We start from the raw sequence: 16,849 nt of genomic DNA, 5'->3' as shown, positions 1-16,849 counted from the left end.
ATTTTTTTAAAGTTCACCTTAAAAAATTCCAAGAATGAGGGTACAATACATTTTATTTTTACCAATTAAACTATGAATACCTCAGCCATCTCTTTGGGCTTGCCTAGCTTTAGCACCCAAGAATTACAATCTGATACTCTAACCATCTCTACCCATCCAGATGCCGAATACAATGCCACGCACGACGCCATGCTAGAACGCACCCTAGCTCGCATCAATGCCAAAAAAAATGGCAGTCAGACCGCTGATGAATTGTGGATCGTTGAACATCAAGACGTGTATACGCTAGGTCAAGCAGGCAAAGAAGAACACATCCTATATAAGACTGACACACCCATCATCAAGACCGACCGAGGCGGACAAGTCACTTGGCACGGCACAGGTCAGCTTGTGGTATATTGGCTGTGGGATTTGCACGCGCTTGGCATGGGCGTGCGAGACTTGGTCAGTCATGCCGAGCAAGCGATCGAAGACGTGGTAAACAAATACCTACCTGATGAGCTCATCGCACGCGCCCGCCGTGATGCGCCTGGGGTCTACATCTATAACCGGACCAATGACATGCTTGGTAAAATCGCCTCACTGGGCTTTAAAATCAAGCAAGGTCACAGCTATCACGGCATTGCAATTAATCTGACCAATGACTTATCAGCTTTTAATGCCATCAACCCTTGCGGTTATGCTGGCATGAGTATGGTGAAATTGGCAAGCTTTGGCAAGTTTGATGCTAATGACACGCCAGAATTTATGCGCGAATTCATCAAAAATATTCAAAAGCGGCATAAAGGAGCAATTGCACTTCGCGCCATTTGATATTACAATAGCAAGGTTTTTCATTCTTATTTATTCATTCATATTATTGGAGTGCATCATGGCAGACTTTAACCAAATTCTAGACGCAGGCGATGTTGATGGCGGCGTTATCAACGTGGTCGTTGAGATCCCAGCGGGATCTAACCACAAAATCGAATGGAACCGAGAATTGGCTTGCTTCGAGCTTGACCGTGTTGAACCGATTGCATTTGCCAAGCCTTGCAACTACGGCTTCATTCCACAAACCCTAGACGAAGATGGCGATGAGCTAGATGCGCTGATCTTCACCGAACAACCTCTGCCAACGGGCATCTTCCTAAAAGCCAAAGTGCTTGGCGTGATGAAGTTTGTTGATGATGGCGAAGTGGACGATAAAGTCATCGTCGTACCAGCTGATGATCGCAACAATGGCAATGCTTATAACAGCATCGAAGACCTACCTGCGCAATTCATCAAACAGCTAGAATTCCACTTCAATCACTACAAAGACCTTAAAAAAGCTGGCACCACCAAAGTTGAAGGATTCTTCGATGCTGCCGAAGCCAAGAAAATCATCGTCGAAAGTCAAAAACGTTGGACTGAAAAATAATCTTTGGCAGATTATCAAAAAAACAAGGGCAATGATCCTTGTTTTTTTATGGGTTTTTTATACAATAAGTGGATAGCCTTTGAAGTATGATTACGTCCACTCAAAAACCAACCGTCTTAGGATTACTTGCTAAGCTTTGGTAAAACAAATACATTCGCCACGCGATGATCGTGTCAGTCTTGGCGTTTTTAGGTTATTCGTTCGGGTTTAGCGAGGCGTGGCTGACACTATGCTATGGCTTGGCGGCTGTTTTTGTTTGGGATGCAGTGCATTGAGCTGGGCTTACAACAGACAACTGGCGGCACCCTTGAGCGACTCATGGCAAAATCCACCCAAAGCCCGATCAAAGGCTTTGTCTTTGGCATGAGCACAACCTTTATTTTACAATCAAGCATCCTCGTATCATTACTAACCATTACTTTTTTGAGCAGTGGCATGATTGGTCTTGCGGTTGGCTTGTCGATTATTTTTTGGTATGAACCTCGGTGCGACGAGCGGTATTTGGCTGCTTGCCTTCGCTGGGCAGAGTCTAAGCCTCAACGCCTTTGCCCTACCGATGCTGGTGTTTGGCGTATTGATGGGCCTTTTGGATAAGTGATTAAAGCCGTTTGGGCAAGCCATCATTGGTATCTCGCTCATATTCTTAGGAATTGACGCCACCAAAGATGGCTTTTCTAGCGCCAATGACATTTCGTTTAGCGAGATCAATGTTCATGGTTTTGCCGAGGTGCTGATTTTCGTGGTGGTGGGTTTCTTATTGACATGCGTTCTACAATCTTCACACGCCACACCAATCCTAATATTATCAGCATTGGCAGCAGGTCAGATCAGCATTGCGCAAGGCTTTGCCATCGCCATCGGCTCAAACCTAGGCTCTAGTGCAACCGCACTGGTCGGGATGCTTGGCAGCGACAGAAACGAACAAACATTGGCGTTAGCCCATTTGATTTTTAATGCAGTTACCGTCTTAATCTTGCTGCTATTGTGGCTACCATCAACCTATGGTGTTGCCTTTTTGGCGAAGATAATGAATTTATCTAATCTGTTTAGCTGGCTTTATTTCATACGATATTTAACCTGCTTGGCGTTTTGGCGATATAAGGAGAAATTTGCCAATCGCCTGGTTCGTGCTCTACCCGAAGAGGCTCAAGACCACAGTCTGTCTGACACACGTACGCCGCTTGAGCGGAGGTATCTTGCAGACAACATGCTGCGCGCCACTGATACCGCCCTGCACACCTCTAATCAAGAGATTCAACGGCTTATACCAAGCTAAGCATTAAGCTGGTGCGTCATGCGGTGTACATGCCGCCAGACGCACTGTGTCGAAATACCATACATCTGACCGCACCGACCGAGCCACTCGAAAAAGACGTAAAAACCCTCTATCGCTGGCAAATCAAACCCTTGCACGGTGCGATTGTTGATTTTTTGGGAAAAATTGACATCGAGAACAACCCAAAGCTGCGCGATGAAATGAGCCGCATGCACCTGCGTGCGTTCTATGTCATCAAGATCATCAAGGCCAGTAAGCACCTACAGAAGAATATGCATAAATTCCTATCCAAGCCAGACAGCACTGTCTATGCTGATTATCTGGCATTACGACAGCGTGTATTTGAGATGCTGATTGATTTTTTGCATCACTACGAACTGCCTAGAGATGACGAGAGTCGCCCTGCTGCCATCAAAAACTTTACTGAACGCACGGAGCAGGAGTCAGATTTTTACGAGATGATTTTTGAACGGGTACGGCAAGGCAAACTCATCGGTGTTCAGGCATCATCACTGCTTAATGACATCAATTATGTCCAGCGCATCGCATCAGGACTTGATGAGATTCTATAGGCGGATGAATATGCTGATAATGAGCTGTTATAGGGATTTGGTGCGTTTTTTTCTTTTGTTTTTAATGACTTGTAATCGAATGAGACGCTCAGAACTTTTAAACCACACTTCCATGCGTTGATAACTGATCGCCGCGAACAAGGTAATGCTGACGGGCAGCAGCATGGATAAGTAACCAAAGGCTCGGTACATCATCACTGCCACGAAGCCGCCAATAAAGAAGCCCCACCACAGCGCACTTAACAGTAAAACGCGTGATAGCTTAACTCGGCGACCAACAAGCCAATTACCCACGATGGAACCTAAGTCAGATGTCGTACCCGTCAAGTGTGTCGTCCGCACCACTGCGCCGTGATAGGTTGCCACCATGGAGTTTTGTAGGCCGCATGCCATCGCAATCATCATCTGGCCAAAATAGCTATCATTCATGTACAGTAGCAGGCTTGCCACAAGTAGCACCGCTTCCAGATACATCGCATAGCCATAGTTGCGATGAATATTCAACTCACTGCCGCCAATAATCACACCGCTTAATACCGACCCCATCCAAAAAGACGCAATAGATATCAAAAACAGCTTCATGTTCGCCCAGTCGCCTGCCAATATCGTCACTGACAGCAAGCTGACGTTGCCAGTCACATGAGAGGCTGAGACGTGTGTAAAACCCATGAGAGCTGTGGTGTTCAGCACGCCAGCACAAAAAGCGAGCACCACCGCGCCGCACAGCACCCATGTCGGAAGTTTATCAATCATGATAACAAAGCAGCAAAAATTCTTATTTTAATCATCTTTTGCCAAAAATAAAAGCGCAAAACCATGATGGGTTCTGCGCCTAGAATGACTTAGACAATGTTATTCGTCATCTCCTGCCATTACCATGATTTGTTCGCTGATGGCGACGGTATTAAAGCCCGCATCCACGAATAAAATCTCACCTGTCACACCGCTCGCCCAAGGAGACAGTAAGAATAGTGCGGCATTACCCACTTCTTCTTGGCTGACGTTGCGCTGTAGCGGAGCGATTTTTTCGCTCACGTCTAGCATGCGACGGAATGATTTGATGCCGCTGGCTGCCAATGTGCGAATCGGACCTGCACTGATGGCGTTCACACGGATGCCCTCACCACCCAATGAGCTTGCTAGATAGCGCACAGACGCCTCCAAACTTGCCTTCGCCATGCCCATGACGTTATAGTTTGGTAGTACAGAGATGCTACCTTCATAAGTTAGGGTTAGTAGCGAACCTTGGCGTGCAGCCAGTAGTTCACGACCCGCTTTGGCAAGTGCCACAAAGCTATAGCTTGAGATGTCGTGCGCAATGCTAGAGCCTTCACGCGTGGTAGCATTGGTAAAATCACCATCCAGCTGATCAGCAGGAGCAAAACCAATCGCATGCACGATGCCATTCACACCCCTATCTTCGCCCTGACCCCAAAGCTGATTAATCTCATTAAAACATGCTTCGATAGATGCATCAGAACCTACGTCACACTCGATTACCGCAGTTGCACCGAAGGCTTCTGCCGCCATGTCAACACGTTTTTTGATTTTGTCATTTGGGTAGGTCAAGATCAGCTCAGCACCTTCACGATGCAAACTCTCAGCGATCGCCCAAGCGATAGAAAGCTTACTGGCGATGCCCGTTACCACAAAACGCTGGCCTTTTAACAACATAAAAAATCCTTAACACATGGATGAATTTGCCAAATTATAGCATGATTTTTTAAAAATAGCTAAAAAATAGTACATCTGTAAACTTTTAGCTTATCGATGGTTTATCCCAATTTAAATTCATGCACCGCATCAACGAAAATCTTGGCATGATCAGGATTCGCCCACTGCGTGATGCCATGTCCAAAGTTTGCCACATAACCGGTGTGGATACCGCCGCCATAGACATCGCCCAGCATTTGCTTGACAGCTTGGCGTATATTGTCAGACGTGCCGTATAGGGTGGCGGGATCCAGGTTGCCCTGAATTGCTTTATCCCTACCCAATGCCGCTCGGGCTTTATCTAGTGGCATTGTCCAGTCAAAGCCCAGCGCATCTGCCTGACTGTCAGCTTGAGTGTCCACCCATAGACCGCCACCTTTAGTGAACATCACCACGGGTACATCAGGATGTTTAGCTTTAAGACTAGCGATGATTTGACGGTTATAGGCATGGCTAAATTCAGCGAACTGGCGATGACCCAATGCTCCACCCCAACTGTCAAAAATCTGCACAAGGTTCGCACCTGCGACAATCTGGGCATTCAGATATTCTGTCACCGCTTCAGTAATTTTGGCAAGCAGTGCATGCAGCAGCTCAGGGCGTGCGTACATCATCTCCTTGGCGTGGCGATACTCACGGCTTGAACCACCCTCAATCATATAAGTTGCCAGCGTCCACGGACTGCCACTAAACCCAAACAGTGGCACCTGACCGCCCAACGCATGACGGATGCTCGTTACCGCATCGGTCACATAAGATAGGTCGTTCATGTTGAGCTTGGGCAGATTAGCAATCTGTGATTCTGTGCGGACGGTTCTTTGAAATTTTGGACCCTCGCCTGTCTCAAAATACAATCCCAAATCCAAGGCATCAGGCACCGTCAGAATGTCACTGAACAAAATCGCCGCATCAAGCTCAAATCGACGCAACGGCTGCAAAGTAACTTCAGTAGCGCGAGCCGTATCTTTACATAGGCTCAAAAAATCACCAGCCTCGGCGCGGGTCGCTTTATATTCTGGTAAATAACGCCCCGCTTGTCGCATCATCCACACAGGCGTCGTATCCACAGGCTCAAAACGCAAGGCGCGCAGTAGACGGTCATTCTTTAATGCTGGGAAATTTTGAGTCATGATCTTTTCCAATGCTTAATAAGTTATTAACAAAATTACAGAACTGCCATGTCATCACGGTGCACCATGATGATTTTGTCATTCTCGTTTAATTTTAAAATTTGTAGGACTTCATCGGTGTGTTTTTGGGTGATTTGTTTGGCCTGATGGCTATCAAATCCGACTTGCCCCACCGCCAATCGCACCTTTTGTGCGTTCACAATCTCAACCACATCGCCCATATCAAAATCACCTTGAACCTCTATCACACCCACAGGCAGTAGTGATTTGTGCTGCTCGGTGAGCGCTTTAACCGCGCCATCGTCGATAACGAGTGTGCCTGCCGTACGAATGTGCGTGGCAAGCCATTGCTTTTTGGCGATAAGGCGGTCAGCATGGTCGGTTGTCAATCGTGTGCCTATCGCCTCGCCATCCGCCAGACGAGTAATGATGTTCTCAACTTTACCATTAGCGATGATGGTCGGGCAGTTCGCCATTGCCGCCAAGCGCCCTGCACGGATTTTGGTGAGCATACCACCCGATCCCCATTTACCGCCATCGCCCGCGACATCGAACAGATAATCTGCCATGGCTCGCTCGCTGGTGATGAGCTTGGCATTGGGATTGGTGCGTGGGTTGTCGGTAAATACGCCGTCTTGGTCGGTTAGGATGATGTACAAATCAGCACCCACCAGCGTGGCACTCATCGCCCCCAGCGTGTCATTGTCGCCAAATTTAATCTCGCCAAAGCTCACCGTGTCGTTTTCATTGACCACAGGCACCACTCGCCAATCAATGAGCTGATTGAGCGTTTGGCTGATGTTAAGATAGCGTGAGCGGTGGGCTAGATCGTCATGAGTAAGTAGAATTTGTGATGACTGCACACCTTTTTGGATTAATGCTTGCCACCATGTCTCAATCAGCCCCATTTGTCCAATGGATGCACAGGCTTGCAAAGCAGGGAGCTTTTTTGGACGTTCGGGCAAGTTCATACGAACCACCCCTTCGGCAATCGCCCCACTCGACACCAACACCACTTCAACCCCACGAGCATGCAACATGGCGATTTGTCTTGCCCATTCATAAATGGCGGTTCGGTCAAGCCCCCGACCGTTGTTGGTCAAAAGCGATGAGCCGATTTTTACCACGATACGTTTTGGCGAATCATCCATACTATTTCCTTGTATCAGCTCATCATCAGTATGGCGCGTATTCCACCGCCACATCGTAGTCATCATCATTCCAATCATCATCGTCATCGTCCGATACGCCCTCACGCTCGGCTTTACGGCGGGCGCGGTAGGCCTCTTTTTGGATTTCAGTGTTATGGCGAACTTCTTCTTCTAGACGGGCAAATCGCTCGGCTTGGGCTTTGGCAAACTCTTCATCGTCTGCTTCACGCTCTTGCTCTTCTTCAATTTCGTTCATCAGATGATATTTAATCTCATCCACGCCTTGTCCGCTAATGGTAGACGTGCGAAACACCTCGCCTTGCCAGTCTAGCTCTTTGACGATATTATTACAAACTTCATCAATCTCATCATCTTCTAATTGGTCAATTTTGTTTAATACCAAAATTTGGGGCAATTTGGACAATTCAGCAGAGAATTTTTCAAGCTCATTTAGGATAATCCGTGCATTGTCCACAGGATTTGACTCATCAATGGGCTTTACGTCCACGATATGAAGTAATCTGCGAGTACGGGCAACGTGCTTTAAAAAGCGAATGCCAAGCCCTGCCCCATCTGACGCACCCTCGATAAGCCCTGGAATGTCCGCCATCACAAACGACTGGTGCGTTCCCACGTCCACCACGCCTAGGTTCGGCACAAGCGTGGTAAAGGGATAATCCGCCACTTTTGGGCGAGCGGACGACACTTGACGGATAAAGGTGGATTTACCTGCATTCGGCAAGCCAATCAGCCCCACGTCCGCCACGACTTTTAATTCTAATTTTAAATTTTTGGCTTCGCCAGCAAAACCAGGGATTGCTTTACGGGGAGCTTGGTTGGTAGAAGTCTTGAAGCGAGTATTACCAAACCCACCGTCTCCGCCTTTGGCAACCAACACAACTTGCCCCACTTCGGTCAAATCGCCAATCACCACATCAAGGTCGGTATCAATAATGGTCGTCCCCACAGGCACTTTTAGATAGACATCGTCCGCCCCTTTGCCTGAGCAGTTTTTTGAGCGACCGTTTTCGCCTCGTTTGGCTTCAAATTTACGGGTATAGCGAAAGTCCACAAGCGTGTTGGTGTTGTCATCGGCAATCACATAAACATCACCACCCTTGCCACCGTCTCCGCCGTCTGGCCCACCTTTTGGGACGAATTTTTCACGGCGAAAGCTTACGATACCATTACCGCCATCGCCCGCTTTTACGCTGATTACAGCTTCATCAATAAAACGCATTATTAAACTCTTTTTTCAAATAAAATTATCCTGTATTCTATCACATTTCTCTTGCTGATTGGAATTTAGTCGGTTTATGTGCATAATTAAAGTTATCGAATGGCTTCAACTGTAATCATGCGACCAAAGACAACAATCGCCATATTTGACCAATTTGGCGAAATAAAAAAAACACGCCCAAATGTTGAGCGTGTTTTTTGATGGCAGATTGGCAATTAGCCATTATTTGCCATGACTTCCGCTACACGGATAACCTGAGTGCTGTATCCCATCTCGTTGTCATACCATACATAAAGGGTTGCACGGTTGTCGGTGGCGATGGTGGCTTTGGCATCAAAAATCGCCACTTTTTCAGAGCCCACAAAATCAGTAGATACCGCCTCAGGGCTGTCTGAGTAGTCAATTTGCTCTTGCCACTCAATACTTTCTGACTTGTCTTTGATAAAAGCGTTTAGCTCATCAGCAGAACCAACCGCTTTGTCAAAGTTTAGGTTTAAAATCGCCAAAGACACATTGGGCGTTGGCACACGAATGGCATTGCCTGTGAGTTTGCCTTTGAGTTCTGGAATGGCTTTGGATACGGCAGACGCAGCTCCCGTTGAAGTCATGACCATGTTCAAGGGGGCGGCACGACCACGGCGGTCGGATTTGTGGTGGTTGTCCACCAAGTTTTGGTCATTGGTGAAAGCGTGAACCGTTTCCATATGTCCGTTTACGATGCCATAAGTGTCGTGTAACACTTTTAGCGTTGGCGTGATGGCGTTGGTGGTGCAAGACGCTGCCGATACGATGGTGTCGCCCCCGATGGTATCATGGTTTACGCCATAGACCACGTTTTTGATATCGCCTTTAGCAGGGGCGGTCAGTAGCACTTTTTTTACGCCTTTGCTTGCTAGGTGCTTACCAAGCCCTGCTTCATCTTTCCATTTGCCAGTATTGTCAATCACTATGGCGTTGCCAATGCCGTGGACAGTGTAGTCAATCTCACTAGGGTCAGATGCGTAGATGAATTTGATAAAGCGACCGTTTACGATGATACCGCTATTGGCGTTGTCAATCTCCACCGAGCCATCAAACCAGCCATGCACACTATCACGTTCTAGTAGTGAGCCACGCTTATCAAGGTCGCCATCACCAGCAGGACGTACCACGATGGCTTTTAGTTGCAAGCCCTTATCAGAGGCAGGACGACTCATAAGTAGACGTGCCAAGATGCGTCCAATACGCCCAAAGCCATATAGCACCACGTCCGTGGCAGATACCTCTGCACCGCTTGCAAAATCGCTGGCTTTTTTGCCTGCTTTAACCGCTTGTCCCAAATCAACAGTGGTGTTAATCGCTGTGATGTCTTTGGCTAGGGCAAGAGTATCCGCCACGTCAAGACCTGCTTTGGCGTGTTTTGCCAAGATGTCCGATACCGACAGAGCCACACGCTCACCAAAAAACAGGACATTTGCGTTTTGACTGGCAAGTTTGGCGAGGGCGACGAGTAACTCAGTCGCTTGGGTTTCTTGGTTTTGGCGCTTGGTTAGATGGTCTTGATAGATGCTCATGGCAATATCCTTTTATAAATGAATGGAATATTAGTTATAACAAAACACCTGAATTTTAAATGAATTTGGGTGTTTTAACAAGGTTTATTTTATCTTAAAATATGGCTATTTTTTATAAAAATTCTCTGATCCCCGCAACCGCAACCGCGCCGTGATCATGTGCATCTGACAAGTCATCAGGGCTTAACCCGCCAAGACCAATCACAGGCACGTCCGACACTTCAGCCAGCTCCTCAAAAACCTTCCAGCCTAATGCAGATGCATCAGGATGCGTGGCAGTTGGCTTGACTGGCGATAATAGCAACGCCATAACAGGGTGTAGTTTCGCCAATTCGTTAGCCTTTATCAGGCTGTTTATGTCATGGCAGCTGGCAATGATGGGCGGATGCGGCAAATTCAATTCAGATAAATTAATATTCATCAGTTCATGATGAGTCAATCGAATGGCTATTATTTGATTGAGGCTAAGATTCTGACCATCCTTGACCTTCCGCCAATCTTCTAACGACAAAACCAATCTTAAATCCGTACGCGCCGCTATCAACAGCCTTAGCAAATCCTCGTTATCAGAGTCTTTAGTTCGTACAAGAAGCGTACTATTTTTTGGCAGATTCTTGTAACAATCCAACCAGCCGGTTTTATTATTAAAATATCTCAACTCATGACTGATGGTGATGGTATCTGGCAACGTCAGCCAAGCTAAAATAGCAGCATTCGCCGCAGGGAAATTCTGCTCTTGGCTAAGAATATCCTCTCTTTTGAAGAATCCAATCTCCTGCCCATCGCAGCCCAACTTCCGATCACGAAAGTCTATGTATTGATCATCTGTTAATAACACTTGATATACGTGCAGACATACCACCTTATCACCATAATCATGCCAAATGCGACCCATCTTTGTGATGACATTCCCATGAATATCCAAGCCCAACTCTTCATCAACTTCTCGAATCAGAGCAGATATCGGTGATTCGGATTGCTCTATTTTTCCCCCGACGAATTCCAATTTCCCGCCCTGATGCTGATGTGTATGTCGCCTAGCAAGCAAAAATTCATCACCATACCTAAATACAGCCACTGCAACATGAGTGGTTTTTTTTGAATCTAGATCCAGATTAACTTTAAAATTACCGTTTGTCATTATTTTTATACCGTTTGTCAGAAATATGATGAAAATTCTCAAATTTTGCAATTAGTATTTGCAATCTTCGAAAAATTTGCTATTATGAGCACAAATGATAATTGTTGTTATTTAAAAATAAATAACAGATGCAAGTTTAAAACAACTTATATGAATTATCATTTTGCGCTGTTTAAGTATTTAATTTTAATTAATCAAGCGCTTTATGTCCACAGTTTAAGCCAAAAGTGGCTCGGGAAAAAACCCGCAACCCACCAACCAAAAGGAAAATCGCCATGACTACGACAATCGCTCGCTACTTCAGTAACCGCGAAACCACTCGACTTCCAACCCTGCACTCTCAGAATCTGTTCGCGCTGACCAAGGAAGTGCGCATTGAGCATCAAGGTGAGGAATATCGTCTGCGCTTGACACGTAACAATCGCCTGATTTTAACCAAATAATACAGTGATCGTTTAACACTTAATGATAGATAATGATCCGCTGCACAGTCATTTGTTGCAATGGATCCAAAGAACAGTAAAAGCATTTCTCCAAACCAATAACACCGCAAAATCCGCGGTGTTATTGGTTTTCGGCTTAAGTCAATCCGTGTGATTATCTTGTATTAAAACTTCCATCGATAAATCATATCGACAGTATTCTCTGCCGCGCTAGCCGCTTCAATATAAATCCGTCGCGTCAGCTGGTAGCGCATGGACAGCTCAGATTCGGCATTGAACAGACCAACGCCATAGCGGATGTATAGATCAGGGCTGATATATCCCGTCACAATCACGCTCGTATCATCAGAATTGCCCGATGCATCGATGGTAAGCCCCTCCAAACCAAATGCCTGACCGATCTGATTGGTGATATTACGAGTGCCCGATAAGCCTAGATTCAAGCCTGCAGCAGCGAGGTTATTGGTGACCTGCGAGCGGAATCTTTGTTCTGAAATCTGACTATCAGCCGACTCGGTGATACGCCCTGTCACAATGGCGTTCATCGCCTGCTGCTCTGTTAAGCCTGCATCATTAAATACAGTAATGTCAGGATTATTGGCTGTGCCCTTGATGCGCACACCGACCGTCCGACCCTCGATTTCTTTTTCTGCTTCGATGGACAATCTAGGATTCATAATATCGCCATTAAAGCGAACCTGCGCATAATTCAGCTCAAGATTCTGCCCAATGCCATCAATGGTAGTACGCTCTGATACCTGTACCACGCCCAATCCTCGCATCACTCCTTGATCGGCCTGCGTGATATGAAGAGCGCCAGCCAATGGTAAGCGTGCACCCAATCCGCGGAAAGTCACGTCATCACCCAAGTCAAGACCGATGTCTGCATTAATACTCCAAGGCGCGGTTACCGCCAATACTTGCTCGATGTTGCCTGCAGCACGGCGATCCAACACCGCAACATCTTCAGACTCACTCACGATGTCTGCCGTCGCTTCAGGTGGGCGAATAATGGCGCTTGGTACAGAGATGACGCCTTGGATGTCAATATATTTTTCGAAAGGACGAACAATCACTTCAATATCAGGCGTCATCTTGGCCGTTACTAGTGGCGGCTGACTCACGTCCAAATCCTCACCAAAGATGCGAAGGCGCGCCTGCAACGTCTGAGACCAATCAAGCTCGCCCGACAGCTCGCCATCGCCCTGACCTGCGGTAAAATCACCCGTCAAGACAGCATTTGTGCCACGAATCTGAGCGTTAGCATTAATGTTACTTAGGTTAATCGGCACGCCTGCCACCGCAAGAACGCCATTACTTAGGTTGGCATTACCATAAAACAGCGGTTGGCTTAATGTGCCGCCCAGACCACCTGCGATATTAGCCGTACCTGTTAGGGTTTGGAAATTCGGGAAAAACGGTCTTAATACCGCAAGATTAATGTCATTAATTAACAATGCGCCTGAGATTGGCTTTTGATTCTCCTGAAATGCATCGATTACCACATCAGCATAACCACGCGCTGCTGAACCTGCGATGTCTGCGCGTAGTTTTAGCCCCTCGGTAACGCTTTGGGCGATGACAGAGACACGCTCATAAGGCATCTCAACATAGGCGCCGTCTTGATCCAATCCCACGCGACCATTATCCGAATACAGCACCGCATTAACAGTAGGGTTCGTGCCCTGCTGCCAATTCGCCTGCACCCTGCCATTTAAGGTAGATTGCCAATGAATGTCATCAGGTAACACCGCCGAGAATACCGACGTGTCTAGGTTCTGAACGCCCAAATTAACGTTACCGCCATTAGCCGAATAGCGCAAGGTGTCTTGTAGACAAAGCGACCCTTGTTCAGCATTATCCACCCCTGTCGCTGTCCAACAATGCGCCGCCAAAGCAATGCTATTATCACCAATGCCGTAACTAAACTCTGTCGGCTGACGCTGGGCAAGCAGGCCGAACTTGCTCTGCAGTGCGCCATCACTAAGGATGCCACGATAGCGACCATTGGCCCGATCAAGACCACCCTCGACCTTGGCATTCACCCCATTATCAGGCGATTGCGTGTTGATGGTCATGATATGGCTTTGTTCTGTACCACGGAAGTCCAAACGCGCTGAACGGATCACACGACCCAGAGCGATGATGTCTTTGACATCAACAAGCAGCTGACTGTCTGAATTGCCAAGATTGACAATCTTACCAAGGGCGCGCGCCTCCTGAGCGACAAAATCAGCCGTACGAACACCACCGGCTGCCACATCCACATACAATGTCGGCAGCGAATTACCATCATCCATCAAGATCACGCCGCCTTTAATCGCGCCTTGCGCATTTGGCAGGATTTGACTTAGGTCTGTGATGGACACACTGGTGGTCAGCTCTGATTTATCGCCATTAATCGCTAAGGCATTATCGCCTAAGCGGATGTTTAAATTATCAGCACTAAGCTTTTTGATGATGCTTTGAGTTTGGCGGGCGCTATTGTCAATTTGTCCACGCAGAGCCAGCAATTCATCGACATTGGTCGGGGCTTGAGTAGTGATTTGACTCATGTAGGCTTTCAAATCGCTTGGTAATGCCAAATCTGCAATCAGCGAACCTTCTGCACTAAATGACTGACCACGAAGCGTGCCTTTAAGATCCAGCTGATCTATATTTACCGCCTGAGACTGCTTGCGCCAATCCCCGCGCACTCTAAAACCGCCCGTCAAGTCGCTTGGCACATCCTGCACAAAAGCACCGACATTAAAGCGGTTCATGGTGGTAGACGCATCCCATGTATAGCCTTGTGAGATGTCTATAAAGCCGTTTGCGTGAAGTCCTCCAGCATCGCCCTTGTAGTCAAATGAACGCACATCATACCGCTCACCTTGACCTGCCACATCAAAAGACAATGCGCCTTTTGGCAGCTTATCATGGATAACTTCGCCATCAAATTGCGCCGTCACATCTGATAGTTTTTGATTGTCATAGCGACCTTTGGTGACCAAGTCGCCCGTAATCACAGCAATGAGGTTGGCGTTATCCCCGACGAAATTCTTCGTATCAATCTCATCAAGACGAGCGCGCACATCCCATCCAATGCCTTGGGTCAAATCAATCTTGCCAGTCGCCGATGCCTTGCCAGAAGTCGTGTCCACATTCAAGCGACTGATCGTCATCAGGTTCAGATTACCTGACGCTTCGATATCCACCTTGGCGAGCCCTACTTGTGGCAGCATGCTCTGATTGACATCACCGTCGAATTTGGCATCAAAATATTTCACATCACTACCCATCAAGCGCACTTGCGCATTGCCCAAGCCTTTGATAGATACTGTCTCGTTATTCGCTAATGTCGCTGTCAGGTCGGTGTGTTTTAGGTCGATGTCGTGAATGTTTAGCTTGCGATTTGAACGATCGCTGCGCATTCTACCCATGGCAGTAACATGCCCTGAGATCGCCTGAAATGGGGTTTTGTCAGGTGTGTCAAAATACGCATTGGGAATGAACCTATTGGTCGTCAGGTCAAATTGCCACGCCAAAGGTTTTTGAGCAGTTGCCAAATCAATGCGCCCCACACCCGACAGATCGCCCAGTAAGCCATCATATTTAAAGTCAGTTAGATGAATGCGCTCGCCTTTTTCGATGTTCGCTTGCACGACATAATCACCTTGCGGTGCAACAGACAGCTGCTTAATGTGACCGCGTGCATCGATGTAGGTGCGCCCCTCTTCTAGGCGAATGTCAGCCGTGCCGTGAGTGGAATGAATATTATCTATATTCGGAACATTAGCACGAATAATATTGCGCCAATCAGCATGAATCAGCCAAGGCGAGTTAGGATTATCCTGTGATTGCGACAGCGTTGCGCGGATCTCTTCGCCGTCTTTTTGGTTCAGGTCAAATTCAAAGCGCGTGTGATTGTCATCGTCTAGATAATAATAATTGACGCCCAGATCGCCCGTTAATGTCTTAGGCAAGTATGCTTGGTAATCTTGATACTCAATCGGCAAGACTTCACGAACTTTATAGCCATTACCGCTTAATGTCGCATGCAGCTCAAATTCATCCGACCACTCCATGCGGCCTTTGGCGGTCAAGGCACCGCTTGGCGTGTCCGCACGCAAATACGGAATGTCCATGCCGCCATCGCGTACCACCCCACGACCGCGATATCTGCCAGAAGGGATGTCTTTGGCGATAAGGTCTGTGTTAATACGAAGTTCGATATTACTCACCACGCCATCAGCGGTAATGGTACCGTCTTTTAGGGTGATGTTCTGCTCGGCGGCATAGGGTAGCACCACTTCATCGAAATTGAGCCTTGCGCTAAACGGTGAATTTTCATCCAATCCTTGTGCGATAAATTCGCCCTGAATGTCGCGTTCGTTATACTTTGAAGTTAATGTACCGAATGTGCGCTTTAGCGTGCCTGATGCTTGGACATGCAGCACGCCGAAATAGGCTTTGTTGAGAGCGGTTACTTCCACATCGGCGGTCGCATTGAGCGGATAGTCGCCTGTCAGATTGATTTCGCCATGGATGCGACTGACAGCAACGTCATCATCATATCGAATTTTGGCGTCATTTAGCTTAATCTTCGTGCCAGCCCAAGTGCCATCTTGCACATGGATGTCGTGCAGATAGATGGGGCTTTTGGTGACTTGGCTATAGATGATCTGTTTAGCGCTGGTGTTATCAAACTTTAGCGTCACTGGCAAATCGATCGTCGCATAATCAAAAGGCTCGCCAGTGGGTGGTTTTTTATTGATGATGTTTAAAGTATCAATTTGGCTGTTGACTAAATGCACTTGGCGCGCCAACACCGCACGCCAACCAAGTTGCACATACGCCTTATCGACTTGGATCTCAATGTTCTCGCCTTGGGCGATTTTGACATCTGATACCCACACGCCGTCTCTTAGATTCCCTTCTGAGTATTTGAGCTGTGTGCCGGTTTCTAAGGCGATTTTTTCTAATAAAAACTTGGTGCCGCCTTGCGTGCCCATCGCATAAAATAGCAATACCAGCAATAACGCAAGCACGACAAGAAGCGTTAAAACAAGATAAAACAGATACGCCAGCCAGCTGCGTTTTTTTGGTGGCTTGGGCGATTTTGGTGCTAGCACGCTGACGGGTTCTTTAGGTGTGGACAAATCTGCCCCATGCGCGCGCTGGGCATTATGATCATCAGGGCTGTGATTGGATTTGTCAGTCATATCAAAATCATCAAAAATATCAAA

The 16,849-nt window shown here is 47.2% G+C and carries 14 protein-coding genes; 6 read left to right on the top strand and 8 right to left on the bottom strand.

What is annotated here, in order from left to right:
* Positions 1 to 72: 72 nt before the first annotated feature.
* The 5 genes from lipB to AAX10_RS10260 all read left to right on the top strand — a co-directional run bounded on the left by lipB (position 73) and on the right by AAX10_RS10260 (position 3,250).
* The gene (lipB, locus tag AAX10_RS03470; RefSeq protein WP_046699839.1) at positions 73 to 813 is read left to right on the top strand and encodes a lipoyl(octanoyl) transferase LipB; all 741 of its coding nucleotides are present in this window, start codon (positions 73 to 75) and stop codon (positions 811 to 813) included.
* A gap of 58 nt (positions 814 to 871) precedes the next feature.
* Entirely contained in the window at positions 872 to 1,402 is a 531-nt protein-coding gene (locus AAX10_RS03465) for an inorganic diphosphatase (RefSeq protein WP_046698021.1), read from the top strand.
* 234 nt (positions 1,403 to 1,636) lie between these two features.
* Positions 1,637 to 1,996, top strand: coding sequence for a hypothetical protein (locus tag AAX10_RS10270; RefSeq protein WP_226997810.1), 360 nt, complete (start codon positions 1,637 to 1,639; stop codon positions 1,994 to 1,996).
* A gap of 25 nt (positions 1,997 to 2,021) precedes the next feature.
* Positions 2,022 to 2,678: a Na/Pi symporter gene (locus AAX10_RS10265; protein ID WP_226997830.1), complete on the top strand. Its 657-nt coding sequence runs from the start codon at positions 2,022 to 2,024 to the stop codon at positions 2,676 to 2,678.
* 29 nt (positions 2,679 to 2,707) lie between these two features.
* On the top strand, positions 2,708 to 3,250 hold the full coding sequence (locus AAX10_RS10260) for a hypothetical protein (RefSeq protein ID WP_226997809.1): 543 nt from the start codon (positions 2,708 to 2,710) through the stop codon (positions 3,248 to 3,250).
* Positions 3,251 to 3,277: 27 nt separating this feature from the next.
* On the opposite strand, the gene AAX10_RS03455 is transcribed toward AAX10_RS10260, so the two are convergent.
* The 7 genes from AAX10_RS03455 to AAX10_RS03425 form a co-directional block, all read right to left on the bottom strand.
* The gene (locus tag AAX10_RS03455; protein WP_046699838.1) at positions 3,278 to 4,003 is read right to left on the bottom strand and encodes a YoaK family protein; all 726 of its coding nucleotides are present in this window, start codon (positions 4,001 to 4,003) and stop codon (positions 3,278 to 3,280) included.
* A gap of 99 nt (positions 4,004 to 4,102) precedes the next feature.
* Complete coding sequence (locus tag AAX10_RS03450) at positions 4,103 to 4,924, bottom strand: enoyl-ACP reductase FabI (RefSeq protein ID WP_036362052.1); 822 nt, start codon at positions 4,922 to 4,924, stop codon at positions 4,103 to 4,105.
* A gap of 101 nt (positions 4,925 to 5,025) precedes the next feature.
* The gene (gene hemE / locus AAX10_RS03445) at positions 5,026 to 6,093 is read right to left on the bottom strand and encodes a uroporphyrinogen decarboxylase (protein WP_046698019.1); all 1,068 of its coding nucleotides are present in this window, start codon (positions 6,091 to 6,093) and stop codon (positions 5,026 to 5,028) included.
* A gap of 35 nt (positions 6,094 to 6,128) precedes the next feature.
* Complete coding sequence (gene proB, locus AAX10_RS03440; RefSeq protein ID WP_046699837.1) at positions 6,129 to 7,244, bottom strand: glutamate 5-kinase; 1,116 nt, start codon at positions 7,242 to 7,244, stop codon at positions 6,129 to 6,131.
* Between the two features lie 25 nt (positions 7,245 to 7,269).
* Positions 7,270 to 8,484: an Obg family GTPase CgtA gene (gene cgtA, locus AAX10_RS03435; protein ID WP_036362047.1), complete on the bottom strand. Its 1,215-nt coding sequence runs from the start codon at positions 8,482 to 8,484 to the stop codon at positions 7,270 to 7,272.
* A gap of 215 nt (positions 8,485 to 8,699) precedes the next feature.
* Positions 8,700 to 10,037: a glyceraldehyde-3-phosphate dehydrogenase gene (locus AAX10_RS03430; RefSeq protein WP_046699836.1), complete on the bottom strand. Its 1,338-nt coding sequence runs from the start codon at positions 10,035 to 10,037 to the stop codon at positions 8,700 to 8,702.
* A 112-nt stretch (positions 10,038 to 10,149) separates the two neighbouring features.
* Entirely contained in the window at positions 10,150 to 11,178 is a 1,029-nt protein-coding gene (locus AAX10_RS03425) for an NUDIX domain-containing protein (protein ID WP_046700588.1), read from the bottom strand.
* Positions 11,179 to 11,453: 275 nt separating this feature from the next.
* On the opposite strand from AAX10_RS03425, the gene hemP reads away from it, so the two are divergent.
* Positions 11,454 to 11,621 carry a hemin uptake protein HemP gene (gene hemP / locus AAX10_RS03420; RefSeq protein WP_080702126.1) on the top strand — a complete coding sequence of 56 codons (168 nt, stop codon included), beginning with the start codon at positions 11,454 to 11,456 and terminating at the stop codon, positions 11,619 to 11,621.
* Between the two features lie 164 nt (positions 11,622 to 11,785).
* On the opposite strand, the gene AAX10_RS03415 is transcribed toward hemP, so the two are convergent.
* Positions 11,786 to 16,825 (bottom strand): translocation/assembly module TamB domain-containing protein, encoded by a 5,040-nt coding sequence (locus tag AAX10_RS03415; protein WP_046700587.1) that lies wholly within the window; start codon positions 16,823 to 16,825, stop codon positions 11,786 to 11,788.
* Positions 16,826 to 16,849: the final 24 nt, after the last annotated feature.

The organism is Moraxella bovoculi, assembly GCF_000988745.2.
Classification (GTDB): domain Bacteria; phylum Pseudomonadota; class Gammaproteobacteria; order Pseudomonadales; family Moraxellaceae; genus Moraxella; species Moraxella bovoculi.
The sequence above is the reverse complement of the archived record's forward strand: the minus strand, read 5'-3'. Positions and strand labels throughout refer to the sequence as shown.

Excerpts from the sequence above, each read along its gene's own strand:
- hemE (WP_046698019.1), bottom strand. The coding sequence starts at position 6,093 with ATGACTCAAAATTTCCCAGCATTAAAGAATGACCGTCTACTGCGCGCC.
- AAX10_RS03430 (WP_046699836.1), bottom strand. The coding sequence starts at position 10,037 with ATGAGCATCTATCAAGACCATCTAACCAAGCGCCAAAACCAAGAAACC.
- proB (WP_046699837.1), bottom strand. The coding sequence starts at position 7,244 with ATGGATGATTCGCCAAAACGTATCGTGGTAAAAATCGGCTCATCGCTT.
- AAX10_RS03455 (WP_046699838.1), bottom strand. The coding sequence starts at position 4,003 with ATGATTGATAAACTTCCGACATGGGTGCTGTGCGGCGCGGTGGTGCTC.
- cgtA (WP_036362047.1), bottom strand. The coding sequence starts at position 8,484 with ATGCGTTTTATTGATGAAGCTGTAATCAGCGTAAAAGCGGGCGATGGC.
- AAX10_RS03425 (WP_046700588.1), bottom strand. The coding sequence starts at position 11,178 with ATGACAAACGGTAATTTTAAAGTTAATCTGGATCTAGATTCAAAAAAA.
- lipB (WP_046699839.1), top strand. The coding sequence starts at position 73 with ATGAATACCTCAGCCATCTCTTTGGGCTTGCCTAGCTTTAGCACCCAA.
- AAX10_RS10270 (WP_226997810.1), top strand. The coding sequence starts at position 1,637 with ATGGCTTGGCGGCTGTTTTTGTTTGGGATGCAGTGCATTGAGCTGGGC.
- AAX10_RS03415 (WP_046700587.1), bottom strand. The coding sequence starts at position 16,825 with ATGACTGACAAATCCAATCACAGCCCTGATGATCATAATGCCCAGCGC.
- AAX10_RS10260 (WP_226997809.1), top strand. The coding sequence starts at position 2,708 with ATGCCGCCAGACGCACTGTGTCGAAATACCATACATCTGACCGCACCG.
- hemP (WP_080702126.1), top strand. The coding sequence starts at position 11,454 with ATGACTACGACAATCGCTCGCTACTTCAGTAACCGCGAAACCACTCGA.
- AAX10_RS03465 (WP_046698021.1), top strand. The coding sequence starts at position 872 with ATGGCAGACTTTAACCAAATTCTAGACGCAGGCGATGTTGATGGCGGC.
- AAX10_RS03450 (WP_036362052.1), bottom strand. The coding sequence starts at position 4,924 with ATGTTGTTAAAAGGCCAGCGTTTTGTGGTAACGGGCATCGCCAGTAAG.